The organism is Microbacterium sp. AC132 (assembly GCF_979258525.1).
Genome location: NZ_OZ409862.1, coordinates 2,631,429 through 2,657,168, shown reverse-complemented (window position 1 = coordinate 2,657,168; position 25,740 = coordinate 2,631,429). Strand labels below are relative to the sequence as shown.

The following is a 25,740-nucleotide window of genomic DNA, read 5'->3' as shown; positions in this document are numbered from 1 at the left end:
TCAGTCGATCGGCTCGATGATGGGGATGGCGGTCGTGATCACCGGGACGGATGCGGACAGCCGCGTGCCGTCCTCGCGCAGCGCGTCGGCGAACTGCCGCAGCGACGGGCGACCGGGGATGAGCGGTCCCTGATCCGCGAGTGGGACGACGACCTCCTGCTCGGTCGTGGCGATGTATGCCACATCGCGCACCGTGAACGGCACCGGGTCTCCGGAGAGCACTCGCACGCGCAGCTCACCCGTCGTGAGCGTGACCTGCAGAGAGGCCCCCTGCCACTGCAGCGGGTACGACAGCGACGGCCAGTCGGCGGGCAGCCGCGGGTCGAAGCTGAGCTCGCCGGCATAGTCGCGCATACCGCCGAAACCGCAGACGAGAGCGGTCCACACGCCTCCGGCCGACGCGACGTGCACACCGTCCGCCGCGTTGTGGTGCAGGTCGTGCAGGTCGACGAACAGTGACTGCCGGAAGTACTGCAGAGCGAGATCCTGGTAGCCCACCTCGGCGGCGAGGATCGACTGCACGACGGCCGACAGCGTCGAATCGCCCGTGGTCAGCGGGTCGTAGTAGTCGAAGTCGGCCTTCTTCTCCTCCGGCGTGAAGTGGTTGCCCTGCAGGAACAGCGCGAGCACGACATCCGCCTGCTTGAGCACCTGGAACCGGTAGATGACGAGCGGGTGGAAGTGCAGCAGCAGCGGTCGCTGCTCCTTCGGCGTGTGCGCCAGATCCCAGACCTCGCGCTCGAGGAACAGCGAGTCCTGCGGGTGGATGCCGAGCCGTTCGCTGAACGGGATGAACATCGCGTCGGCGGCGCGCTCCCACCCTTCCGCCTCGCCCTCGGCGAGTCCGGTGCGCTCGACGACCCTGGCGAACTCCTCGCCGTTGGCCTCCTGCGCCTCACGCACGACCTTCGCCGCGTAGCGCAGGTTGTAGCGCGCCATGACGTTCGTGTAGAGGTTGTCGTTGACGACGGTGGTGTACTCGTCAGGACCTGTCACACCGTGGATGTGGAAGGTCTCGATGCCGTCGTCGTCCTTCGTGTCGGCGACGAGGCGCGAGGTGCGCCAGAACCCGAGTGTCGCCCACAGTCGCGCCGTCTCGATCGCGATGTCGATGCCCTCACGCCGCAGGAAGTCGTCGTCGCCCGTCGCGCGCACGTACTTGCCGAGCGCGAAGCTGACGTCGGCGTTGATGTGGTACTGCGCCGTGCCAGCCGCGTAATAGGCGGAGGCCTCTTCGCCGTTGATCGTGCGCCACGGGAACAGCGCGCCCGCCTCGTTGAGCTGCGCGGCCCGTCGGCGAGCCGCCGGAAGCATGAGCACTCGCGCCCGGAGCGCGTTGCGCGCCCACTGCGGCGACGTGTAGGTGAGGAACGGGAGCACGTAGATCTCGGTGTCCCAGAAGTAGTGTCCGCTGTATCCCGACCCCGAGACGCCCTTCGCGGGCACGCCGGTTCCGTCGGCGCGGGCCGAGGCCTGTGCGAGCTGCAGGAGGCACCAGCGGGTCGCCTGCTGGATGTCGTCCTGTCCGCCGATCTGCACGTCGCTGCGAGCCCAGAAGGCAGCGAGCCACTCGGCCTGTCGATCGAACTGCGCCTGGACGCCCTCGACCGCGACGCGGTCGAGGGATCGACGGCAGCGGTCGACGAGCTCACGGGCCGGCACACCGCGAGAGGTGTGGTAGCTGACGAGTTTGGTGACCGTGATGGGCACCCCGGCCTTCGCCTGCACCCGGAACACGTTCTTCGAGATGTCCGCCTCGATGAGAGTGCGCGAGGTGTAGTCGTTCTCGGTCTCGATGATGTGGTCGGCGACCACTGCGACCGTCATGCCTGATGCCGCGACGCTGTAGGACAGCGCGGAGCGCAGTCCGTCCTGCCAGTACTCGCCGGGCTCGAGCACGCGCTCGGCGATCTTCTCGGCCTTGCGCGGATCGAATCCGCCCTTGGCCTGGTTCGGGGTGCCCGCGTACACGCCGGCACCGTCCTGGCGGTTGATCATCTGGCAGCTGACGGTGACCGGGGCGTCGGCGTTCTCGACGACGACCTCGAGTCGCAGCACGGCGAGGTGGCGCTCCTCGAAGCTGACGATGCGCTCGTCGCGCATCCGCACGCGCTTGCCCGACGGGGTCTCCCACACCACGGTGCGCTCGAGCACGCCGGTGCGCATGTCGAGCGTGCGGCGGTACTCGCGCACGTCCGCCTCATCGAACGAGATCGGCTCGTCATCGACATAGACGCGCATGACCTTGGCGTCGGGGGCGTTGACGATCGTCTGCCCCACCTCGGCGAAGCCGTAGGCCTGCTCGGCGTGCCGGATCGGCCACGTCTCGTGCAGTCCGTTGATGAAGGTGCCGTGCTCGTGGGCGCCGCGCCCCTCGATGTGGTTGCCCCGGAGTCCGAGGTAGCCGTTGCCGACGGCGAACAGGGTCTCGGCGACCCCGTCTTCGGAGTAACGCGTCTCGATGAGGCGCCAGGGGTCTACGGGGAAGCGGTCGCGGTCGATCATGCGGTCTCCTCGTTGTCGGAGCGGGGTGCCTGAGCGGCGGAGTCGGACGGCGCGGACTCGTCGGCCGCGGGGTCGAGGAACACGTCGAGATCGTCGACGACGACCGTCGCGCCGGCGGCGCGCAGCGCGTCGGCCCCGGTGCCGCGGTCGACGCCGACGACGGTCGCGAATCCGGCTGCGGCGGCAGAGGCCGCGCCCGAGGTCGCGTCCTCGACGGCGATGCTGCGGGCCGGGTCGACGCCCAGCGCCACGGCGCCGGCGCTGAACATGTCGGCGGCGGGCTTGGAGGCGAGGTTCTCGCGCTCTGCGACGACACCGTCGACCACGATGCGGAAGAACGAGCGGATGCCGGCGGCAGCCAGCACCTCTTCGGCGTTCTTGGAGCTCGAGACGACACCGAGCGGGATGCCGGCGGCGGAGAGCTTCTCGACGAGTGCGAGCGATCCGGGGAACGGGGCGATGCCCTCGCCACGCAGGGACTCGGCGAACGCGGCGTTCTTGCGGTTGCCGATGCCGCAGATCGTCTCGGCCTCGGGCGGGTCGTCGACCGCACCCCAGGGGATCTCGACGTTGCGGCTGCGCAGCAGACTGGCCACGCCGTCATAGCGCTTCTTGCCGTCGACGTAGTCGAAGTAGTCGGCATCCGAATACGGAGGCGTGATGCCCCAGCGCTCGAACACGTCGTCGAAGACGACCTTCCACGCGCGCATGTGCACTTCGGCGGTCGGCGTCAGCACGCCGTCGAGATCGAACAGGACGCCTTCGGCGCGGAGCGGATCGGGCAGGGCTTCGGGCACAGCAGCCTCCAGGAGAAGGACGAGGGTTCCGGCACCTCTCCGTGCCACTGTGCAAGCGTAGTGCGGCTCGGCACCGAGCGGTAACCCCCGAGGGCGTATCGGTCAGAGCAGACGGAACGTCTGCCGGGCGATCTCGAGCTCTTCGTTCGTGGGCACCACGAGCACAACGACTCTGGACGCGTCCGTCGAGATCCGCCGGACTCCGCGCTGGCGTGCGGCATTGCGCCCGTGATCGATCTCCACGCCGGCGAATCCGAGCGTCGCCATCGCTTCCGCGCGCACGGCCGCTGCGTTCTCGCCGACCCCCGCGGTGAAGGAGATCACGTCGACTCCGCCGAGCTGCGCGATGTACGACCCCGCATACGCCCTGAGCCGGTGGATGTAGACGTCGAACGCGAGCGTCGCCGCCGCATCTCCCGCTTCCCTGCCCGCGAGGATGTCGCGCATGTCGCTGCGCCCTGCGAGGCCTTTGAGCCCACTGCGCGTGTTGAGGAGCGCATCGAGATCGTCGATCGAGTACCCGGCTCGACGCGAGAGGTGCACGAGGGCCGCAGGATCGAGATCCCCGGACCGGGTCCCCATGACGAGCCCCTCGAGCGGAGTGAGCCCCATCGAGGTCTCCACCGATCGGCCGCCCTCGATCGCGGTCACCGAGGCGCCGTTGCCGAGATGGAAGACGAGCTGGCGGAGTGTGCCGAGGTCGCGCCCGAGGAACGCGGCGGCCGACTCGCTCACGAACTGGTGGCTGGTGCCGTGGAATCCGTATCGGCGCACCCGGTGCTCCGCGGCGAGCTCTGCGTCGATCGCATAGGTGTAGGCGGCCGGAGGCAGTGTCTGATGGAACGCCGTGTCGAACACGGCGACGTGCGGGACGCCGGAGAACACCGCCCTCGCCGCGACGATCCCGGCGAGGTTCGCGGGGTTGTGCAGCGGGGCGAGCACCGAGAGCTCCTCGATCTGCTCCTCGACGTTCGGCGTGACGAGGGTGGGTGCGTAGAACCGTGCCCCGCCGTGCACCACCCGGTGTCCGACTGCGACGGGCGGATGCTCGTCGAGCAGCGGACCGTGCTCGGCGAACTGGTCGAGCATCACCGTGAACGCGGCATCGTGATCGGCTACGGGCTGCTCGGAGTCGTACGAGGCATCGAGCATCGTGACGACGGCATCCCCTCCGGCATCCGGACGCACCGTGTGGCGGACGGCACTGAGGTCCTGTCCGATCCGGTCGATGAGTCCCGTCGCGAGCTCGTTCTCGTTCTCGATGTCGATCAGGCTGTACTTGAGCGACGAGGAACCGCTGTTGATGACGAGGATCGCACTCATGCGGTCTCTCCTTCGGACTGCGCCTGGATCGCCGTGATCGCGACGGTGTTGACGATGTCGTCGACCAGGGCACCGCGCGAGAGGTCGTTGATCGGCTTGTTGAGACCCTGCAGCACGGGGCCGATCGCGACGGCACCCGCCGATCGCTGCACCGCCTTGTACGTGTTGTTGCCGGTGTTCAGGTCGGGGAAGACGAAGACGGTCGCCCGCCCTGCCACCGCCGAGTCGGGGAGCTTCGCCTTCGCCACCGCCGCGTCGGCCGCGGCGTCGTACTGGATCGGGCCTTCGACGAGCAGCTCGGGTGCACGCTCATGCACGAGTGCGGTCGCGGCTCTGACCTTGTCGACGTCGGCACCCGAGCCGGACTCCCCCGTCGAGTACGACAGCATCGCGATGCGCGGCTCGATGCCGAACTGCTGTGCGGTCGCCGCCGACGAGATCGCGATGTCGGCCAGCTGCTCGCTCGTCGGATCCGGGATCACCGCGCAGTCGCCGTAGACGAGCACCCGGTCGGCGAGCGCCATGAGGAAGACGCTCGACACGACGGTGACGCCCGGCTTGGTCTTGATGATCTCGAACGACGGGCGGATCGTGTGCGCCGTCGTGTGCGCGGCACCCGAGACCATGCCGTCCGCGAGGCCCAGGTGGACCATCATCGTGCCGAAGTACGACACGTCGGTGACCGTGTCGGCGGCCTGGGCCAGCGTGATGCCCTTGTGCGCCCGCAGCCGCGCGTACTCGGCCGCGAAGCGCTCGACCATCTCGGGATCGTTCGGGCTGATCACCTGGGCCGCCGAGATGTCGACGCCCAACTCGACCGCCCGAGCCCTGACCGCCGACTCGTCGCCGAGGATCGTGAGATCCGCGACCTCCCGGGCCAACAGGGTCGCCGCCGCTCGGAGGATGCGGTCGTCATCGCCCTCCGGCAGCACGATGCGTCGACGGTCGGAGCGTGCTCGCTCGATGAGGCCGTACTCGAACATCAGCGGAGTGACGACGCGCGACTCCGCGAGACCCAGCTGAGTGGTGAGCTCGGCGATGTCGACGTGGGTCTGGAAGAGCCCCAGCGCCCGGTCGTAGCGGCCCCGCGACTCGGGCGAGATGCGGCCACGGGCCCCCATCACGCGCACCGCGGTGTCGTAGGTGCCGAGGTCGGTCGCGATGATCGGCACGGTCGAGGTGAAGCCGTCGAGCAGCTGGACGATCGGCTCGGGAAGCGGGAAGGGGCCGTTCAGGATGATGCCGGCGACTCGGGGGAACGTGCCGGACGCATCCGCGAGCAGCGTCGCGAGCAGCACCTCGGTGCGGTCGGCGGGGATCACCACGACCGACTCCTCCGTGAGCCGGGGAAGCACGTTCACCATCGACATGCCCGCGACGACGATCGTCAGCGCCTCGCGTGCGAGACGGTCGCGGTCACCCTTGATGAGCCGGCCGTCGACCGCGGCGAGGATGCCGTCGATCGACGGTGCCACCAGGGTGCGGTCCTCGGGGATCGCCCACACCGGCGTGGTCTTCTGCGGGCGCACCGCCGCGACGGCCTGTTCGATGTCGTCGAGCCGATCGGGGTCGGCCCGGTTCACGATGATCGCGAACAGCTCCGCACGCTCGACCTCGAGTTCGGCGAGCGCGAGCGCCCCGATCTGTCCGACCGCGGCGGGAGTGCGGGCGGTGGTCGTGCCCAGCTGCTCGGCCTGCCGCTGCTGATCGCGACCGCTGAGCACGAGCAGCACGGGCGCCGCCAGGTTCGCGGCGATCCGGGCGTTGTACCCCAGCTCTGCGGGGCTGGCGACATCGGTGTAGTCGCTGCCGATGATGACGACCGCGTCGCACTGGGCTTCGACCGCCTTGAACCGGGCGACGATGGTCGACAGCGCCCGGTCGGGGTCGTCTCGCACATCGTCGTAGGTCACGCCGATGCAGTCCTCGTAGTCGAGGTGCACCCCGTCGTGTGCGAGCAGCAGCTCGAGCACGTCGTCGCGCTCGGTCACCGACCGGGCGATCGGGCGGAAGACGCCGACCCGCGGGGTGACGCGCATGAGCGCGTCGAGCACGCCGAGGGCGATGGTCGACTTACCGGTATGGCCTTCGGCCGAGGTGATGTAGATGCTCTGCGCCACAGTCCCACCCTAGGTGCACGACCTCATGATCTCGCTGGGTTGACAGCCGTGCGAAACAGCTCAGCAGGGCGTCGAGAGCGCATCGACCACGGCTGCGGCGTCCGAGGCGTAGCGCGTGTAATAGGTGGGGTCGAGGTTGATCTGCACCCGGTGGATCGCGAGCGACGGATCCATCGACTGCCAGTCGGGGACCCTCGCGAGGCGCTCGTAGAACAGCGTCGCGGCGGTCGCCGGGTCCATGCGCTGCTCGGCCGAACCCCACCAGTGCTGCTGTTGGAAGAGTCCGATGCTCGTCGTCCGGCTGCCGTCGGGGTTCGTGAACCCGCTCGTCTCCCAGTCGCCGTAGTCGATGTTGTTCAGGCTGCTCTCGCCCATCGCCGTCATGACGCCCAGGATCTGCCCGTCTCGACCGAAGCCGAGCGCGGTCGCCGTCTGCATGATGGTCGCGGCGTTCTCGAGCTGCTCCCCCTGCCAGCCCGCGACACCCGCCTCCGGGAACGTGGTCGGATCGGAGATGCAGATCGCCAGCGGCTTCTCGTGGGCGAGTCCCAGCGGGATCAGCACCGCGGCGAGCGCGACCACGATCACCGCCGCCGCAAAGAGTGCGACGCGTCGCAGCACCTTCGCCCGCCGCATCCGCCGCTGCGCTCGACGTCGCGGCGACGCGCGGTGCGTGCGTGCGCGCTGCCGACTCGCCGTCTTGCCGTCAGTCGCCTTGCGGGCGCCTGCCTTCCTGTGAGCCGCCGTCTTCCTCGTCGACGGCGTCTTCCTCGTGGTCGCGCCCCGAGAGCTCATACGCTGCGGGTCTCGCGTCTGCCTCTGCCGACGAACGCGGCGAGGCCGCCCCCGATCGCACCGAACAGATGCGCCTGCCACGAGATGCCCTCGCGAACGCCGACGACGCCGGCGAGCATCGAGCCGCCGTAGAGGCCGATCACGATGAGCGCGACGATCGCATAGAGCACGCGATGAGCGACTCGTCCCGGCGCGAAGACCCGCATCACGGTGTATCCGAAGTACCCGAAGACGAGTCCTGATGCCCCGACGGTCAATGCTCCTGGCGCGTTCACGAGCCATGTGCCGAGGCCGCCGACCACTGCGGCGAATGCGGTGACGGTCCAGAACCTGCGAGCGCCCTCGACAGCGACGAGGCTGCCGAGCACGAGAAGCGGCACGGTGTTGCCGATCAGGTGCGCCCAATCCGCGTGCAGGAGAGGCCCGACCACGATGCCCCCGAGACCCGAGAGGTCCCAGGACCGAAGACCGAAGCCCGTGAAGGATCCGGGGAGGATCGCGTCGACGAGCTGCACGAGCCACATCAGGGCGACGAGCAGCAGAGGCGCCGCGAAACGGCCGAGCGCGCTGGAGCGCGGGGAGTCGGCGGTGCGGGTCACATCGGGCCTTGTCACGTCACGATCCTGTCAGGACTGCCCCGGAGGACCCTGACAAAAAGAAAGTGACCCTCCGCGCACCCAGCAGAGCCCGGTTACCCTTGCTGCGTTTCCGCCCTGGGGGAATTGGCCTGGATGCCGCCACGCGGAGAGCCGTCGACAAGTCTAGCCGATGTCTGCCCCTGCTCTTTGACAGACTGGGCAGGTCATGGATCCCGTCGCCGCCCCTCCCCTGTCGACGTGGCATTTTCCGGGAACGCTGCGCACCTACCAGGCCGAGGTCCTCGACCGGATCCCTCCGGGAGGCGCAGCCCCGCTGCACATCGTCGCTCCGCCAGGCTCCGGGAAGACGCTGCTGGGCCTGCTGCTCGCCGCACGCGAAGGTCACCGCACTCTCGTGCTGTCGCCGACGGTGACCATCCGCCATCAGTGGGTGCGCACCGCGTCGGAGCTGGCGCCGGACGCGGCGGCCGTCTCGGATGATCCCGAGCGTCTCGGCGACCTGACGGTGCTCACCTATCAGCTGCTCAGCGTGACGGGAGACGGCTCACCCTTCGACGACCTCGCCAGGGCGATCTGGACGGAGGAACTCGTCGCGAGCGGCCGCAGCGAGGCGGATGCCGCGACGTGGCTCGCCGAGCTGGCGGTGGACAACCCCGCCCGCCACCGCTCCGGCATCCGCAGTCGTGCGCGCCGACTGCGTTCGCGTTTCACCCGCCAGCGCCCTTCGGAGCTCGCTCGCGTGCTGCACCCGAACGCCGTCGCGCTCCTCGACCGACTCGTCGAGGCGGGGGTGCGCACGGTCGTGCTCGACGAGTGCCATCATCTGCTCGACCACTGGGCGATCGTGGTGGCCTATCTGGTCGCCCGCATCCGAGAGAGCGGCGCGGAGCCGACGCTGATCGGCCTCACCGCGACCCTGCCGTCGCCCGACGACGAGACCGAGTACGAGAACTACAGCCACCTGCTCGGCGAGGTCGACTACGAGGTGCCGACACCGGCGGTGGTCAAGGAGGGCCACCTGGCTCCGTATCGCGATCACGTGATGTTCACCGAGCCCCTGCCCGAAGAGGCCGCGTTCATCCGACGGCACGAATCGCTGCTGCACGACCTGATCACGCAGGTGCTGTCGACCCCCGACGCGCTGTCGTACCTCGAGCATCACCTCCAACCCGCGGACCCGCAGGACGCCTCTCTCGCCGAGACTCCGCTCGCCCGCCTCGACCGGGCCTTCGCGACGGACTTCGCCCTCACCCGGTCATGCGCTCTCGTGCTGCGCGAGGTCTCTCCGCAGCATCCGCTCATCGTCTCCGTCCCGCCGGCCCTGCTCGACCGATGCACGACCGACGACCTGCTGACGGTCCTGTCACGGTTCGCCCAGGCACGGCTGCTCTCGGATCCCTCTGCCGTGCGCCAGTGGGAGTACGTGCGGCGCTCGCTCGCGGACTTCGGGTACGCGCTGACCGACCGGGGTATAAGACGCGGTCGGAACCCGATCGAGACCACTCTGGCGTTCTCCGCCGCCAAGGACCACGTGGCCGTCGAGATCCTCCAGCGAGAACTCGCCGGCGCCGACGGCCATCGGATCCGCGCGGTCGTCGTGACCGATTTCGTCGAGCACGGCAACAGCCGCGGTCTGGCCGGTGACGCACCCGCCGGGGCGCTCCGCACGTTCGGCCTCCTCGCCGTCGACGCTGTCACCTCCCGACTGCGCCCCGTGCTGCTGACCTCGCAGCACCTGCGTGTCCGCGCCGACGACGCCGCCGACATCGCGGTCGCGCTCGGCGAACTGCTCGGCGAGCCGGTCGGCATCGCGGAGGGCATCGGTCCCGTGCGCGACCTGCAGGTGCGCGCCGCCGGAAGCGGACGAGTCGTCGCGGCCGTGTCCGAGCTGATCCGCCGAGGCGATGTGCGCCTGCTCGTCGGCACCCGGGGGCTGCTCGGCGAAGGCTGGGACTGCCCGTCGGTGAACACCCTCGTCGATCTCACGACCGTGGCCACCTCATCCGGCACCCAGCAGCTGCGGGGGCGCACCCTGAGGCTCGATCCGGCATGGCCCGAGAAGGTCGCGCACAACTGGTCGGTCGTCTGCCTGATCCCGTCGCACGTCGACCTCGACGATGCGTCCGAGTCCCTGCGACTCCGTCGTCGGCATTCGCATCTGTGGGGGCTGAGCGCCGAGGGCGACGGCCGGATCGTCAGCGGACTGGGTCATGCACTCACCGCACCCGCCGTCGAGGCGTGGACTCGTGTGCTCGACAAGGACCCGTCGACGACGATCGCGGATCTCGGCGCCCTCGTGCGCGCGCAGTGGCCCTCTCGGAGTCGGACGAGGGAGGAGTGGCGGATCGGCGAGCCGTACCGTGCCCACGAAGGGGAGACGGTGTCGATCCGTCGGACGACCCGCGCCCCACTGCTTCGCGCCGCGCAGACGGCGAGGGCGGGAGCGGTCGGCGGCTTCCTCGCCGGCGCCGCGACGACAGGCGTGCTCGTCACCGTGCTCGCGCTCTTCGGGGTCTCCTTCGCCCCTGCCTTCGGGGTCGCGCTCGCGCTGATCGGGGGCGCTGTCGCTGCGACGGCATCCGCTGTGCGCATGCTCGTCCGCTCTCTGCGCGATCGCTCGAGGCCGGCCGAGATCTACCGAGCCGCGGCGGTCGCCGTCGCCCGCACGCTGGAGGAGGCAGGACGCGTCGGGCGGATCGACGAGTCAGCGATCACTGCGCGGCCGGACGACGCCGACCCCACCCGCATCCGCATCGAGCTCGGCGGCTCCGTCTCGGACGCACGCGTGATCGCCGATGCCGTCGAGGAGCTCTTCGCACCGGTGCGCACACCCCGGTTCCTGCTGCGCATCGACGCGGCCGGGCTGCCGCGGGTCCGGGTGCTCGAACGCCTCGCCGACCGCCTCTCCCCCGGACGCACGCTTCTCGCAGTGCCTCGCCTGATCGCCCGGCGGCGCGGAGACGCCGAGCGCTTCTGCGACCATTGGCGGGCCCTGATCGGCACGTGCTCACTGCACGAGCTGAGCGGGGTGCAGGGACTCGCCCTGCTGCGTGTCGCGCGCAGCGCCGACAGCCGGGTGGACCCCGCAGAACCCCGAGCTCGTGTCTGGGGCTGATGCCCGACGCCGGTTCTCACCCCAACCGTAGGCAGCCGGGTTACGATCGGTTCACGCGCACCGCAGCGCCCACGCGAGAGGGAACGCATGCCAGAGAACCCGCCCCTGATCCCGGCCGTCGTCGACGCCGAGCAGTTCGCCGCGCAGACGTCTGCCATCGTCGAGTCCGTCGGACGGGTGATCGACGGCAAGCCGGATGCCGTGCGGAGCGCGCTCGTGTGCCTGCTCGCCGAGGGACACCTGCTGATCGAGGACGTGCCAGGCGTCGGCAAGACGATGCTGGCACGCGCGCTGGCCGCGAGCGTGGATGCGACCGTCCGCCGCATCCAGTTCACTCCCGACCTCCTCCCCGGCGATGTGACGGGCGTGAGCGTCTACAACCCCGTCGATCGCGAGTTCGAGTTCAAACGCGGCGCGGTTTTCGCGCACATCGTGATCGCCGACGAGATCAACCGCTCGTCGCCCAAGACGCAGTCGGCGCTGCTCGAGGCCATGGAGGAGGGGCAGGTGACGGTCGACGGGTCGACCCACATGCTGCCCGATCCGTTCCTGGTCGTCGCGACCCAGAATCCGCTCGAGATGGAGGGGACCTATGCGCTGCCCGAAGCACAGCGCGACCGCTTCATGATGCGCATCTCGATGGGCTACCCGGATGCGGCGGCCGAGGCGCTCATGCTGCGACAGCGAGACACCGTGAACCCGCTCGCCGCGGTGCGAGCGGTCGCCGACGCGGCGTCGATCTCGGGACTGATCGCCTGGGCGCGCTCCGTGCATGTCGCGCCGGCGCTCGAGGAGTACACGGTCGCTCTGGCGCAGGCCACCCGAGCCGACCCCAATCTGCACCTGGGTGCGAGCCCGAGGGCGACTCTTCAGCTGATCCGCGCCGCGAAGGTGTGGGCGGCGCTCGACGGACGCGACTTCGTGATCCCGGACGACGTGACCGCGCTGATCGTCCCGGTCTTCGCCCACCGACTCCTTCCCGCCCGCGGCGCGCACCGCGCCGGAGCCCAGCCGGTCGAGGCGGCCCTGCGGCAGATCGTCGAGCGCGTGCGGGTGCCCGTGACCGCGCGCTCCTGACCCGCCGCTCGCCATGCCTCGCCGTCGAACCCTCACCCTGCGGGGAACGGGTGCGCTCCTCTCCGGTCTCGGCTGCCTGATCGCGGCGAATATGCTGGGCGCGCCGATCCTCCTCTACATCGGCATCCTCCTTCTCGTGCTCACCGTCTTCTCGGTTCTCGTCGTGCGGCTGCCGCGGCGCACGGGCACCGTCACGCGGCAGGTCTCGACCGACCTGCTGACCGTGTCGGAGACCTCGCGAGTGACCCTGCGCTTCACCCTGCGGGCCCTGCGCGTTCCCCGCGGACTCTGGCGCGACGTGCTGCCGCCCGCGGTGAGCGGCGACTCGGCGGGCGAGTACCCGTCCGAGACGGGGCAGCTGACTTATCTGATCACCGGCGTCCGTCGCGGCGTGTGGCCGATCGGCCCCCTGGTGGTGCGCACCGTCGACCCGTTCGGTCTCGCCCAGCGCGAGCAGGCGTTCGGCGAGACGCGCACGGTCACCGTCGTCCCTGAGGTGTACACGCTCGCGCCGCTGACCGTCAAGGTCGGGGCCGCCGGCGGGACCGCGCACACGTCTTCGAGCCGGCTCGGGCAGGGCAGCGACAATCTCTCGCCGCGCCGCTACATCCCGGGCGACTCGATGCGCCGCATCCATTGGCGGGCGACCGCGCATCGCGGACAGCTGATGGTGCGGCAGGAAGAGGAGGAGTCCAGCCCCGACGCTCTCGTGATCCTCGACCGCAGCGCCGCACGCTGGGCGCGCCCGGGTGATGCCGAGGACCCCGCTTTCGAGACCGCGGTGTCGATGTGCGCCTCCGTCGCCGTGCACCTCGTGCAGGAGGGATACGGCGTCGATGTGATCGACAGCGGCGGGACTCTGCTGGGCACGCTGCGCGGCCACGAAGACGATCGGGACGGCCTTCTCGTCGCCCTCGCGCTGGTCGGCCCGCGCGGCGAGCCCCGCGACCTCCCGACTCTGGTCGGTGGCACACCTCCGGGTCCGCTCGTCTACATCACAGGCGAGATCGACGACGAGGATGCCGCCCTGCTGCGCCCGTCCGGAGCGGCAGCGCCGATGCTGTTCGCGACCGCACCGGGCACCGGCGTCGTCGCGGCGGCCGAGCGGAACGGCTGGCGCTTCGCGAGACTCGGCGACGACATCGCAGAGGCGTGGGAGGACGTGCTGCCCGACCGCATCGGCGGCACCGCGGACCACCGGGGAGCGACCGATGTCCCGAGCTGAACGACAGGCCGAACGCGGATCCCGCCTGTCGTGGCACCGCGAGCACGAGCTGCCCGTCGGCACCGTCCTGCCGTCGGTGCTGGCTGCGGCGGCCGGGCTCGTCGCGATGTGGCCGTTCACCTCGGTCATCGAACCCGGCAGCTGGTCGTTCGCGGTCCTCGCCGTGATCGTCGTCACGGCGCTCACGGGCATGACGTGTCGCACGCTGATGCGCGGCCGTCCGGCCTGGGCACGCGACCTCGTCACGATCGCCGTCCAGATCCTGGTGGTGATGGGCACCGTCATCCTGCTCGTCGCGGGAGACACCGCGGTGTTCGGCGTCGTGCCCACCGAAGCGACGTTCTACACCTTCCAGGCTCTCGCCGCCGCCGCCTGGGAGGAGATCGCTTTCGGTTCGGCCCCGCTCGCCGCATCACCGGGGCTCCAGGCGGTGATGGGCCTGGGGTTCGGCGTCGTCGCCATCCTGCTCGACCAGCTCGTCGCCCAGCGCGGCGCGATCCTCGCCAGCCTCCTCACCGCCGTCGTCGGATCCATGCCGATGATCGCCACTCTCGGGGGTGTGAACGTCGTCTGGTTCGTGCTGCTCGGCATCCTGATCCTCGTGCTGCTGCGGTACACGGCGGCGCAGAATCCCGATTCGCCGCGGCGGACATCCGTGGCGGTCGCCGCCGGCGTCGGCGTCGCTGCGCTCGCGGCGACGGTGATCGTCGCACCGGTGCTGCCGGTCTCGGCCACTCTCACGGGCACAGGTACGGGGGTCACCGTCGATGCGTCGCTGCGCCTCGGCGATGACCTGCGACAGCCGAACCCTGTCGAGGTGCTGACGTTGGCGACGACGGCGGACACCGCGCCCTACCTGCGACTCACGACGCTGTCGTCGTTCGACGGGCGCGTGTGGGAGCCCGATCGCGGCGACCTGCAGGCGCAGAGCGAGGGATTCGGCCCCGACGAGTGGGCGGACGACATCGAGACGACCGACCAGAACACCTCCATCCGCGTGATCCGGATGTCGAGTTCATGGCTCCCCGTGCCGTACCCCGCGACCGGCGTGCAGGGACTTTCCGCCGCCTGGCGGGTGAGCCCCGAGAACCGCACTCTCGCGTCTCGCAACGGGGATGCCGTCGGCAACGACTACACGGTGCGGTCGCTCGAGGTCTCACCGACTCTCGAGCAGATCCGCGCGCTTCCCGCCGCTTCGCCGATCGTCGACCCCGACGCCGAGCCGGTCGACCTGCCGGACGTGATCGGCGAGACCGCGGCCGAGGTCACGGCGGACGCCACGAACGACTACGACCGCTTGGTCGCGCTCCAGTCGTGGTTCCGGAGCCAGTTCGCCTACTCTCTCGAGACCCCGGTCGACGAGGGCTTCGACGGCACCGGAGCCGATGCGGTCGCCGAGTTCCTCGAGGTGCGGTCGGGATACTGCATCCACTTCGCCGGGGCGTTCGCACTCATGGCGGAGAGCCTCGACATGGAGGTGCGCATCGTCGTCGGTTACCTTCCCGGTGCGCTGACCGAGACGACGCGCGGCGATGAGGCGGTGTACTCGGTCTCGAGCGACCAGTTGCACTCATGGCCCGAGGTCCTCTTCCCCGGCGTGGGCTGGGTCCCGTTCGAACCGACGGCGTCTCTCGGGGTTCCGACGGCCTTCAGCGCCGCGGCGACGACGGGCGGGGGGACGGGCGGCGCCGCGACGCCCGCTCCGACGGCGGCTCCCAGCACCGAGCAGACCTCGGGACCGGAGCTCGAGCGTGAGGATGCCGGCGACAACGCCGGCGCGACCGGGGAGCGTCGTCAGCTCGACCCCACTCCCGTCGTGCTGACGACGCTCGGGGTGCTGGTGGTGCTGCTGATTCCCGCATTCGCTCGTCTCGCGCTGCGGTTCGCGCGACGCGGGCGCGCCCGGGACGGTGACGCCGGAGCCGCGTGGGCCGAGCTGCGGGCGACCATGCAGGATCTGCGCGTACCCCTGTCGGACGCCGAGACCCCTCGTATGCGCGGCGATGACCTCGTGAGAGACAGCGGCGTGAATGCCGACGCCGTCAGAGTGCTCGTCGCCGCAGTCGAGCAGGCGAGCTATGCGCGCCCCTCGGCGAGCGCGGCCCGAGATCTCGACGCCGCTCTGATCGATGTGACGGCTCAACTGCGCCGCAGCGTCGATCGCTGGACGAGGGTCCACGCGTTCCTGCTGCCGCGATCGCTCTTCGTCAGCCGCCGCACCGACGTGCCGCTGCTCGTCTGAGTAGTACCGCGACTGCCGAAGGTGCTGGCCAGGGGATCAGGCGGCGTGCAGCTCGCAGCGCACCGAGTCGCAGGATTCGCAGACGACGAACTGGGTGCGGCAGGCGGGGTCCGGGCAGTTCGCGGTGCGCTTGGTCGGCACACCGCAGCCGACGCACTCGCCGATGACGGCCGCGTGGTCGGAGAAGTCGACGGAGCCGCGCTTGTCGAACACGTAGAGCGACCCCTCCCAGAGGCCGTCGTCACCGTACTGCTCGCCATAGCGGACGATGCCGCCCTCGAGTTGGTACACCTCGCCGAACCCGCGGGCTGTCATCAGGCTCGAGAGCACCTCGCAGCGGATGCCGCCCGTGCAGTAGGTGACGACCGGCTTGCCTTTGAGGTCGTCGTAGGCACCCGAGTCGAGCAGCTGCACGAAGTCGCGAGTCGTCTCGGTGTCGGGAACGACCGCTCCCCGGAAGCGGCCGATCTGCGCTTCGAGCGCGTTGCGTCCGTCGAAGAACACGACCTCGTCGCCTCGCTCCCCCATCAGCTCGTGCAGCTCTTCCGGTGTGAGCCGAGTGCCGCCGCCGATGACGCCGTTCTCATCGACCCGCAGTTCGCCCGGTGCTCCGAATGACACGATCTCGTCGCGCACCTTGACGCTGAGCTTCGGAAAGTCGACGCTACGACCATCGGCGTCGACGCCGGTGCCTTCGCTCCACTTGATGTCGGCGTTCTTGAAGGGCGCATAAGACCTGAATGACCGCGCCCATTTCTTCAGCGCCAGAAGGTCACCGCCCAACGTGCCGTTGACTCCGTCCTTCGAGATGAGGAGCCGTCCGCGCAGCCCGAGCGCTTCGCCGAGGTCGCGCTGCCACACCCGGATCGCATCCGGATCGGCGAGCGGGGTGAAGACGTAGAAGAGGACGATCTTGGGGGTTGCCACCCAGAGATCCTACGTCGCACGAGCGGGAGCCCGACGCCGCAGCGGCACCCGAGTGCCGAGAAGCCGCCCGACGTGACGATGCACCGCGGGCACGAGTCCGACGTGCTCTCCGGCGTCCGCACGTGTGAGCAGCTTCGTCATCACGTACAGCTGAGAGACGATGCCGCTCTCGGTCTCGAGGTCCCGACGGAATCGCCGCGCGATCTGATCTGCCACGTGCGGAACGGCCAGGGAGTGTCCGAGCAGGAACGCCGGGTCATAGCCGCGCGGCGCCAGACCCCAGGACTCCCAGTCGGCGATCGCGAACGGCTCCCGGTGAAGATTGTTCCAGTGCAGGTCGCCGTGGCTCGCCACCCAGTCGTCCTGGTCGACGTCGAGGTCGATGCCGAAGAACACGCCGATCCTGCGGCGCATGATCTCAGAATCGAGCACGGTGCGCTCCGTCGGCGTCGCCGCGACGGCGTCGAGGTTGCGTTCGAGCGCAGTCCACCACGTCTCGTCCAGCCCGGGCGTCCGCTCGAGCACGGATGTCGGAGCGCACACCCGACCAGGAAGCAGGCTCATGAGGTCGGCCCGATACACCAGCGGCCCTTCCTCCCACGCCCGCGCGTCGATCAGTCGGGGCTTCTCGACCCCGGTGATGGTCATCGCGTCCTGGTTGCCGACCCACCACGAGCTCCTCGCCCACTCGCTTCGAGCCCAGACGACTCGCAACCAGTATGAGGAGCCGGCCCGTTCGACGGCTGAGCCGATCGACCGGTCGCGCCATCCGAAGCGTGAACGGCCGATCGCATCGAGGCCGAGGTCTGCGAGAGCGCGGGAGTGTGCCAGGCGCAACGCGGTGCGCACAGGAGTGCTGGCCACGGTGGGCAAAGGGTCTGTCGCCATGAACGTCCTTCCGAGACGAGTTCGCCGATCGGTGTCGGCTGCGCGGCCGGGCTCACACACCCGGTCCGTGCGCTCTTATATGACCGCATAGTGTCTACGTTCGAGGCTAGAGAGCATCGCTTCGCGGGCGCAAGGCTCGGACAAATCGCATACCGGTGGAGCAGCATCCCGCCGGATGATGCTCCTCACACGAGCTGGTCATGGGCTGCCCACCCGATCGGATAGACTGTTCAGGTTGTTCCTTGGTGACGTGTCCGAGCGGCCGAAGGAGCACGCTTGGAAAGCGTGTGTTGTGCAAGCAACCGCGGGTTCGAATCCCGCCGTCACCGCCAAAAAGCATGAAGGGTCTCCGCGCCAGCGGGGGCCCTTCATGCTTTTTATCGAGCGCTGGGGATTCGGGGAGGCGCGAGCGCAGCGAGCACCGGACCCGCCGCCCGGCCGAGAGCTCAGTCGAACGTCACGCCGAAGCTCTGTCCGCCCGGCTCCGCAGGGAGCGGTGTCATGCCCAGCCGCTTGTAGAAGGCGGCGGCGCCCGTGTTGTTCGGGTCCATGCCCAGATGCAGCCCCCGCACTCCGCGGCGGCGCAGTTCGGTGAAGAGCGTCTCGATCAGCTGGCGCCCGAGTCCCTGACCCTGGGTCTCGGGCAGGAGGTCGATGTGCAGGTGCGCGGGGTACTCCTCCGCGTTCGCGTCCCGGCCCGGGGCCTGCGCATAGCCGTATTCGATCATGCGATCCTCACGGGTGCTCGGCTCGTCGACCCTCGGGTACCGCTCCTGTCGCCTAGGCCACCACTCGTCGCGGAACCAGGTCGCGAAGGCATCCGTGTCGTCCGTCGCCACGATGTAGCCGATCACGCGCTCGTCGTCGGTCTCGACGACCCAGGCGAGGTCGGGGTGGCGTTCGACGTACGGCACGGCGAAGAGATCGCCCCAGAGCGAGTCGTCCGAGAAGATCCCGGTCGCGTCGGCTCCGGCATCCGCAGTCCTGACGCAGACGTCGTAGAGGGCGGCGCGGTCGGACGGACGATACGGACGGATGCGCGACAATGCTGCTCCTCGATGCGATGTGGACGGTGTCAGCCTACCGGCGCGACTGCGGGGTCGTCCCGCTGCGACGTCGACTGCACCCACGGCAGCAGCCAGGCCCCCAGCACGAGAACGACGCCGGCGCCGACCAGCGCACCGCCCAGCGTGTCGGTGGCCCAGTGCACCGACAGGAGAGTACGCGAGAGCGCCATCGCGACCACCCAGAGGATGCCGAGGATCGCGGTCCACACACGAGGGAAGACCAGCCACAGGACCATCGCGATCGTCGCCGCGTTGGCGGCGTGCCCCGAGGGGAACGATCCGTAGTCGCTCACGACGATCATGTCCTCCGGGCGCGCTCGTCCGAACAGGTGCTTCAGCAGCTGCACGGCGCCGGCGCTCGCGAGGAACGCCACAGCGGCGAACACGGCGGCCTGCCATCGCCGAGCCACGAGAAGAGCGGTGATCAGCAGCAGCGGAACGAGCAGGATCGCTATCCACCCGCCGCCGATGCTGTTCAGCACCAACGCGAACGACAGCATGGCGTCGGTGCGGTACGTGCTGATCGTCTCGTTCCACCAGGTGTCGAAGCCGGGAGGCTCGGTGTACCCGAACACGATCGCCGCTCCGAGGAGCGTCGCCGCGACGAGCATCCCTATTCCCCACCACAGCAGCGTTCGTGATCTCATCGAACCATTCTGCCGGTCGGAAGCTGAAAGTCAGGGAGCCAGCATGCCGACAGTCCGTGGGCGCACGATCAGCCACAGTGACAGGACCCCGATGGCCGCGCATCCCACCATCACGGAGGCCATGGTCGTGGCGGTGATCCCCGCACCCTGAGAGACCCAGCCGACGACCGGCGAGATCAGCCCTGCGACGCCGAAGTTCGTGGCTCCGATCACGGACGCCGCGGTGCCCGCCGCCTTGCCGTGCCTGTCGAGAGCGAGCACCTGCACGTTCGGGAAGGTGAAGCCGCAGGCCGTCATGAAGACGAACAGCGGGATGACCGTGCCCCACAGCCCGAGGCCGAGCTGATCGGTCACGATGATGGCGATGCCCGCGAGAAGCAGGACCGCCGTCGAGTAGGCCATGACCCACTGCGGTCCGAAGCGCGCGGCGAGTCGCGAGGCCGTCTGCACGCCGGCGACGACACCGAGCGAGTTGACCGCGAACAGGAGACCGTACTGCTGCGCGTCGAGCCCGTGCGTCTGCTGGAACAGGAACGGCGAGGCCGACAGGTACGAGAACAGACCCGAGAAGGTCATGCCCCCGATGATCAGCACGCCGATGAAGACGCGATCGGAGAACACCGAGCGGTAGCGCTGCATCACTGTCGCGCCGCCCTTCTCCTGGCGGCGTGCGATCGGCAGCGTCTCGGGGATGAAGACGATGGCCGACACGAGCATCACGACGCCGTACAGGGCCAGCACGACGAAGATGCCGCGCCACGGCATCAGCGTGAGCAGCCATGAGCCGATCAGCGGGGCGATCACCGGGGCGACGCCCGACACGAGGGCGAGCCGCGACAGCATCACCACGAGCCTGCGGCCGCCGAACAGATCGCGGACGATGGCCATGGCGACGACGCCGCCCGCGGCCGCTCCCACGCCCATCAAGACTCGCGCGCCGCTGAGCAGCGGAAGGGTGGGCGCGTACGCCGCCGCCGCACTGGCGAGCACGTGCAGCGCTGTCACGACGATCAGCGGGATACGGCGGCCCACTTTGTCACTGAGCGGCCCCACGACGAGCTGGCCGAGCGCGAAGCCGATCATCGTGCCCGTCAGGGTCAGCTGGATCGCTGCCGCGGTGGTCTCGAAGTCCTGCTCCAGCACCGGGAAGGCAGGCAGATACAGGTCGATCGTGAACGGGCCGAGCGCGGTGAGCGCGCCGAGCAGCACGATGTACAGGGCTCGACGGCCGTTCGAGATCGAGTCGCCGGGGTGCAGCATGATCGGCGCGGTGGCCGGGTTCGAGCCGAGCGTGCGGATCGCGCCCGTCGACGACGGGATGCGGATGCTGCCCGTGGCGGTCCGCTCAGGAGCGGGGGCGGTCGGGATGGAGTCAGTGCGTGGAGCGTCGGGCACGACGGTCCTTCCGGAGTTGGAGGGGATCAGGTGAGTCGCGAGGGATCACGTCGCGAGAGCGGCCGAATCCGCGACGGAAGTCGAATCGATTCGATCCGGGCGAAGTCTCCATGCTACAGCCCGCTCGCGCCCACCTGCGTGCGCCATCGACGCTGAGGGGTCAGCCGAGGCGAGCGAGCCCCTGCTCGAGGTCGGCGATCAGGTCGTCGACGCCTTCGATGCCGACGGACAGCCGAACGACGTTCTCGGGCACGGCGAGCGCGGTGCCCCGCACCGAGGCGTGGGTCATGTCCGGCGGGTATCCGATCAGCGACTCGACACCGCCGAGGGACTCCGCGAGCTGGAACAGCTCGGTCGATTCCGCGAACGACTTGGCTGCATCGGCACCGGCGGAGAGACCGAGTGACAGCATCCCGCCGAACCCGCTCATCTGCCGCGTGGCGACGTCGTGCCCCGGGTGAGAGGCGAGCCCCGGGTAGTACACGGTCGCGAACTCCGGGCGGCCGGCTGCCCATTCGGCGATGGCCTGCGCGTTCTCGGAGTGCTGGCGCACCCGCACCGCGAGCGTCTTGATGCCGCGGGTCGTGAGCCAGGCGTCGAGAGGCGCGGAGACCGCACCCACCGCGAACTGCTGGAACTTGACCTGCTCGAAGAAACGGTCGTCGCGGAACACGACAGCACCGCCCAGCACGTCGGAGTGCCCGCCCAGGTACTTCGTGGTGGAGTGCACGACGAGATCGGCGCCGAGCGAGAGCGGCTGCTGCAGTGCCGGTGAGGCGAAGGTGTTGTCGACGACGGCGATCGCCCCGGCCGCGTGGGCGATCTCGGCGATGAGCTCGATGTCGACGATCTTCAGCAGCGGGTTGCTGGGCGTCTCGACCCAGACGATCTTCGTCTCGGGCCGGATCGCCGCGCGCAGCTCGTCGACGTCCGACAGCTCGACCGTCGTGGTCTCGATGCCCCAGGGCGCGAGCACCTTGGTGAGCAGGCGGTAGGTGCCGCCGTAGACGTCGTTTCCGAGCACGATGTGATCGCCGGCCCGGAGGATGCCGCGCAGCAGCGCATCCTCCGCAGCGAGCCCCGACGCGAACGACAGCGCGCTCGCGCCGCCTTCGAGTGCGGCGAGCTGCGTCTCGAGCGATGACCGTGTCGGGTTGCCGGCTCGGTTGTACTCGTACCCGTGTCGGAACCCGCCGATGCCGTCCTGCACATGGGTCGAGGCCTGATAGATCGGCGGGATGATCGACCCGGTGGTCGGGTCAGGCGCCTGACCTGCGTGGATGGCTCTGGTGGCGAAGGCATGCTCGGACATGTCCTCAGCCTACGTCCGCTCCGGCGACCGCATCCGCTCCTGTTACGTCCGGCGTCCGTGCGGGATCAGCGGGAGATGTACGACAGCAGGTCCTGTCGCGTGAGCACCGTGTGCGGCTTGCCGTCGAGGGTGACGAGCAGCGCGTCGACGTCGGCGAGCGCCGCACGTGCCTGCGCGATCGGCGCGTGGATGCCGATGAGGGGCAGCCTGTCCCCCACATGATCGCCCACGGCGTCCGCGGGCTTCGCATCGCCTCGGAACAGCAGGTCCAGCAGCCCCTTCTCGTCGACCGTGCCGACCACCTCGCCCATCATGACCGGCGGCTCGGCGCTCAGCACCACCAGCTGAGAGACGTCGTACTCGGTCATCACGCCGATGGCCTCGAGCACGGTGTCGGTCGGATGCGCGTGCACCAGATCGGGGATGCCCTCCCCTAGACGGGCCGTGCGCGCGGCGAGCACGTCGCCGACGGTCTCGCCCTCCTCCACCTCGCTGAACCCGTACGAGCGCATCCAGCCGTCGTTGAAGATCTTGCCGAGATACCCGCGCCCGCCATCCGGCAGCAGCACCACCATCACGGCGTCCGCCGGAAGGTCACGCGCCACCCGCAGCGCGCCGACCACGGCCATGCCGCTGGAGCCTCCGACGAGGATGCCCTCTTCTCGCGCGAGCCGCCGGGTCATCGCGAACGACTCGGCGTCGTCGACGGCGACGATCTCGTGCGGCACGCTCGGGTCGTAGGCGCCGGGCCAGATGTCCTCGCCGACTCCCTCGACCAGGTACGGGCGCCCGGTGCCGCCGCTGTAGACGCTGCCCTCGGGGTCGATTCCGACGATGCGGACCCGATCGTCCGACACCTCCCGCAGATACCGGCCGGTTCCGGTGATCGTGCCCCCGGTGCCGACCCCGGCGACGAAGTGCGTGACGCGGCCGTCGGTGTCTCGCCAGATCTCGGGGCCGGTGGTCTCGTAGTGGCTGCGCGGCCCGTTGGGGTTCTCATACTGGTTGGGCTTGAACGCCCCGGGGATCTCGCGTGCGAGCCGGTCGCTCACGCTGTAGTACGACTCGGGGCTGTCGGCCGCCACCGAGGTCGGCGTGACGACCACCTCGGCACCATAGGCGCGCAGCACGTCGATCTTGTCCTCGCCGACCTTGTCCGGCAGCACGAAGACGCACTTGTACCCGCGCTGCTGGGCGACCAGCGCGAGTCCGACGCCGGTGTTGCCGCTCGTCGGCTCGACGATCGTGCCGCCCGGCCGCAGGTCGCCCGAGGCCTCGGCCGCGTCGATGATGCGCGAGGCGATGCGGTCCTTCGCGGAGCCGCCGGGGTTGAGGTACTCGAGCTTCACGAGAACCGTGCACTCCACGCCCTCGGTGACGTGCTGGAGCTTCACGAGGGGCGTGTCACCGACGAGGTCGACGATGGAGTCTGCGTACTTCATGTTCACAGCGTACGTGCGACGATGCCGCGACCGGGGCTGTGTTGCGCCCGATCGCGGCATCGTGTGCTCGACCTGTCTCCGAGAGCCGATCAGCCCTTGGTGGACCCCGCCAGGAGTCCTCGCACGAAGTACCGCTGGAGCGAGAAGAAGACGATCAGCGGGACGATGATCGACACGAAGGCTCCTGCGGTGAGCAGGTACCATCCCTCGCCGCGACCGGTGATCTCGGCGAGCACCTTCGTGATCGGCGAGGCGGCGCCGTCGGCGAACACGAGGGCGACGAGCAGGTCGTTCCACACCCACAGGAACTGGAAGATCGCCACCGACGCGATCGCCGGCATCGTCAGCGGAAGCACGATCCGGAAGAAGATCTGTCCGCGGGATGCGCCGTCGACGCGAGCCGCCTCGATGATCTCCCCCGGGATCTCCGACATGAAGTTGTGCAGCAGGTAGATCGCCAGCGGCAGCGCGAACATCGTGTGCGCGATCCACACCTGTGCGTAGCCGCCCGAGGCGTCCAGTCCCTGCGTCACCTGGACGCCGAACAGGTTGATGCCCCGCGAGAACGACGACAGCAGCGGCACCAGAGCCATCTGGATCGGCACGATCTGCAGCGCGAACACGAAGATGAACAGCGCGTTGCGTCCCTTGAAGTCGATCCAGGAAAACGCGTAGGCCGCCATCGCCGCGATCATGAGCGGGATGAGCGTGGCGGGGATCGTGATCACGATGGAGTTGAAGAACGACTCCAGGATCGTCAGCTGCGTCGTTCCGGACTGCAGCACAGCGACATAGTTGTCGAGCGTCAGCTGCGGGTTGGCGAAGACCGTCCACCAGCCGCTCGTCTCGATCGCGTCCCTCTCGCGGAACGACGAGATGAACAGGCCGAGCGTCGGGATCGTCCACACCACGGCGATCACGATCGACGCGACGGTGGCCCACGGACGGCTCAGGCGCTTGCGCGCGCGGCCGGCCGAGGCTTCGAAGCGTCCGGCGGTGGTGATCGCCCTCGTGCTCTGTCCGGTGTCTGAGTTCACGGTGTCGGTCATCGGATCTCCCGCTGCTTCTTGATCTGGCGCGCGTTGTAGATCACGATCGGGAGCACCAGGATGAACAGGATGACGGAGAGCGCAGCGCTGCGTCCCGCCTCGAACTTGGAGAACTGCGTGTACATCTCGTTCGCGAGCACCGAGGTGCCGTAGTTGCCACCGGTCATCGTGCGGACGATGTCGAAGACCTTCAGCGAGGCGATCGAGATGGTGGTGAGGACGACGATCAGCGCGGGGCGGATCGACGGGATCGTCACCGAACGGAATCGCTCCCACGCGTTCGCGCCGTCGAGCTCGGCCGCTTCGAGGAGCTCTGTGGGAACTCCCTTGATCGACGCCGACAGGACGACCATCGCGAAACCGGTCTGCACCCAGATCAGCACGACGATGAGGGCGAGGTTGTTCCACGGTCCGTTGAGCAGGAACTGCTGCGGCTCTCCGCCGAACCAGACCAGGATCTGGTTGAGCAGACCGATCTGCTCGAACTCCGGACCGCGGTAGGCGTAGACGAAGCGCCAGATGATGCTCGCGCCGACGAACGAGATCGCCATCGGCATGAAGACGAGGAGCTTGTAGATCTTCTCGCCGCGGGTCTTGTCGATGAACACCGCGTAGGCCAGACCGACGATGGTCGAGAGCGTCGGGACCAGGAGCACCCAGACGATCGTGTTCACGACCGAGGTGACGCCGTCGGACTGCGTGAAGATCCAGAGGTAGTTCGAGAAGCCGACGAAGTCACTGCCGGTGGAGTTCCAGAACGACGCGTAGACCGTCTGGATGGACGGCAGGATCAGGCCCGCGAGCAGCAGCAGCATGGCCGGGGCCATGAATGCCACGAGCTGGATCAGGTACCCGGCTCCGTCGCGGGAACGGTAGTCGAGGAAGAAGAACAGGGCGCCGACGGCGACCGCTACTCCCATCGCCCAGTAATAGGAGTTGAAGAACCACATCACCGCGAACGGGATGAGCAGGCACATCGCCAGGCGGATGCCGGTGTAGAGCGCGCCCTTGCGGGGCGCGATGTCGACGAGAAGCAGGATGACGACGACGACCACCGCGAACGCGATGACGACGGCGAGAGCCTGGGCGATCGGGGGCAGAGACCCGATCCATTGGAAGAACACAGTCGCGTTCATGGATTCCCCTTCATGAGACGGAGCTGATCAGCGGTCCGCGCGGCGATGCGCGGACCGAGAGGGAGAAGGTGGGCCGCCC

19 protein-coding genes, 1 tRNA gene and 1 other RNA gene are annotated in these 25,740 nt (G+C 69.1%); 5 read left to right on the top strand and 16 right to left on the bottom strand.

Translation table 11 applies throughout. From position 1 onward, the window contains the following. The 7 genes from ACZZZQ_RS12670 to ffs form a co-directional block, all read right to left on the bottom strand. Entirely contained in the window at positions 1–2,505 is a 2,505-nt protein-coding gene (locus tag ACZZZQ_RS12670; RefSeq protein WP_056279834.1) for a glycoside hydrolase family 65 protein, read from the bottom strand. Beyond that, positions 2,502–3,350, bottom strand: coding sequence for an HAD-IA family hydrolase (locus ACZZZQ_RS12665; protein WP_400341846.1), 849 nt, complete (start codon positions 3,348–3,350; stop codon positions 2,502–2,504). Before ACZZZQ_RS12665 ends, ACZZZQ_RS12670 begins: the two co-directional genes overlap by 4 nt. 54 nt (positions 3,351–3,404) lie before the next feature. Further along, entirely contained in the window at positions 3,405–4,625 is a 1,221-nt protein-coding gene (locus ACZZZQ_RS12660; protein ID WP_363521302.1) for an acetate/propionate family kinase, read from the bottom strand. After that, positions 4,622–6,745 (bottom strand): phosphate acetyltransferase, encoded by a 2,124-nt coding sequence (gene pta / locus ACZZZQ_RS12655; protein ID WP_053097402.1) that lies wholly within the window; start codon positions 6,743–6,745, stop codon positions 4,622–4,624. Before pta ends, ACZZZQ_RS12660 begins: the two co-directional genes overlap by 4 nt. 60 nt (positions 6,746–6,805) lie before the next feature. Then, positions 6,806–7,381: a hypothetical protein gene (locus tag ACZZZQ_RS12650; protein WP_463507691.1), complete on the bottom strand. Its 576-nt coding sequence runs from the start codon at positions 7,379–7,381 to the stop codon at positions 6,806–6,808. Between the two features lie 155 nt (positions 7,382–7,536). Beyond that, positions 7,537–8,154: a rhomboid family intramembrane serine protease gene (locus ACZZZQ_RS12645; protein ID WP_463507690.1), complete on the bottom strand. Its 618-nt coding sequence runs from the start codon at positions 8,152–8,154 to the stop codon at positions 7,537–7,539. A 43-nt stretch (positions 8,155–8,197) separates the two neighbouring features. Continuing rightward, positions 8,198–8,294: signal recognition particle sRNA small type (ffs, locus tag ACZZZQ_RS12640), an RNA gene on the bottom strand. Between the two features lie 50 nt (positions 8,295–8,344). On the opposite strand from ffs, the gene ACZZZQ_RS12635 reads away from it, so the two are divergent. The 4 genes from ACZZZQ_RS12635 to ACZZZQ_RS12620 all read left to right on the top strand — a co-directional run bounded on the left by ACZZZQ_RS12635 (position 8,345) and on the right by ACZZZQ_RS12620 (position 15,798). After that, on the top strand, positions 8,345–11,254 hold the full coding sequence (locus ACZZZQ_RS12635; protein WP_463507689.1) for a hypothetical protein: 2,910 nt from the start codon (positions 8,345–8,347) through the stop codon (positions 11,252–11,254). Between the two features lie 87 nt (positions 11,255–11,341). Then, positions 11,342–12,331: an AAA family ATPase gene (locus ACZZZQ_RS12630; RefSeq protein ID WP_056279820.1), complete on the top strand. Its 990-nt coding sequence runs from the start codon at positions 11,342–11,344 to the stop codon at positions 12,329–12,331. Positions 12,332–12,344: 13 nt separating this feature from the next. Further along, entirely contained in the window at positions 12,345–13,556 is a 1,212-nt protein-coding gene (locus ACZZZQ_RS12625; protein ID WP_463507688.1) for a DUF58 domain-containing protein, read from the top strand. Further along, complete coding sequence (locus tag ACZZZQ_RS12620) at positions 13,543–15,798, top strand: transglutaminase TgpA family protein (RefSeq protein ID WP_463507687.1); 2,256 nt, start codon at positions 13,543–13,545, stop codon at positions 15,796–15,798. Before ACZZZQ_RS12625 ends, ACZZZQ_RS12620 begins: the two co-directional genes overlap by 14 nt. Before the next feature lie 36 nt (positions 15,799–15,834). On the opposite strand, the gene trhO is transcribed toward ACZZZQ_RS12620, so the two are convergent. After that, on the bottom strand, positions 15,835–16,725 hold the full coding sequence (trhO, locus tag ACZZZQ_RS12615; protein WP_072591645.1) for an oxygen-dependent tRNA uridine(34) hydroxylase TrhO: 891 nt from the start codon (positions 16,723–16,725) through the stop codon (positions 15,835–15,837). Positions 16,726–16,734: 9 nt separating this feature from the next. Beyond that, complete coding sequence (locus ACZZZQ_RS12610) at positions 16,735–17,613, bottom strand: aminoglycoside phosphotransferase (protein ID WP_157538284.1); 879 nt, start codon at positions 17,611–17,613, stop codon at positions 16,735–16,737. Between the two features lie 244 nt (positions 17,614–17,857). On the opposite strand from ACZZZQ_RS12610, the gene ACZZZQ_RS12605 reads away from it, so the two are divergent. After that, positions 17,858–17,945: transfer RNA gene (locus tag ACZZZQ_RS12605), tRNA-Ser, on the top strand. A gap of 114 nt (positions 17,946–18,059) precedes the next feature. Here ACZZZQ_RS12605 and ACZZZQ_RS12600 read toward each other — a convergent pair. The 7 genes from ACZZZQ_RS12600 to ACZZZQ_RS12570 all read right to left on the bottom strand — a co-directional run bounded on the left by ACZZZQ_RS12600 (position 18,060) and on the right by ACZZZQ_RS12570 (position 25,661). Continuing rightward, entirely contained in the window at positions 18,060–18,659 is a 600-nt protein-coding gene (locus tag ACZZZQ_RS12600; protein WP_187250358.1) for a GNAT family N-acetyltransferase, read from the bottom strand. Between the two features lie 29 nt (positions 18,660–18,688). Then, positions 18,689–19,327, bottom strand: coding sequence for a phosphatase PAP2 family protein (locus tag ACZZZQ_RS12595; protein ID WP_072591647.1), 639 nt, complete (start codon positions 19,325–19,327; stop codon positions 18,689–18,691). Between the two features lie 30 nt (positions 19,328–19,357). Continuing rightward, a complete protein-coding gene (locus ACZZZQ_RS12590) occupies positions 19,358–20,722 on the bottom strand; it encodes a multidrug effflux MFS transporter (RefSeq protein ID WP_394194683.1) in 1,365 nt (454 codons plus the stop codon). A gap of 160 nt (positions 20,723–20,882) precedes the next feature. Then, positions 20,883–22,034 (bottom strand): cystathionine gamma-synthase, encoded by a 1,152-nt coding sequence (locus tag ACZZZQ_RS12585; RefSeq protein WP_463507686.1) that lies wholly within the window; start codon positions 22,032–22,034, stop codon positions 20,883–20,885. Positions 22,035–22,099: 65 nt separating this feature from the next. Next, complete coding sequence (locus ACZZZQ_RS12580) at positions 22,100–23,476, bottom strand: cystathionine beta-synthase (protein WP_463507685.1); 1,377 nt, start codon at positions 23,474–23,476, stop codon at positions 22,100–22,102. An 89-nt stretch (positions 23,477–23,565) separates the two neighbouring features. Continuing rightward, positions 23,566–24,525, bottom strand: coding sequence for a carbohydrate ABC transporter permease (locus tag ACZZZQ_RS12575; RefSeq protein ID WP_463507684.1), 960 nt, complete (start codon positions 24,523–24,525; stop codon positions 23,566–23,568). Beyond that, entirely contained in the window at positions 24,522–25,661 is a 1,140-nt protein-coding gene (locus ACZZZQ_RS12570; protein WP_053097425.1) for a carbohydrate ABC transporter permease, read from the bottom strand. Before ACZZZQ_RS12570 ends, ACZZZQ_RS12575 begins: the two co-directional genes overlap by 4 nt. Positions 25,662–25,740 lie beyond the last annotated feature (79 nt).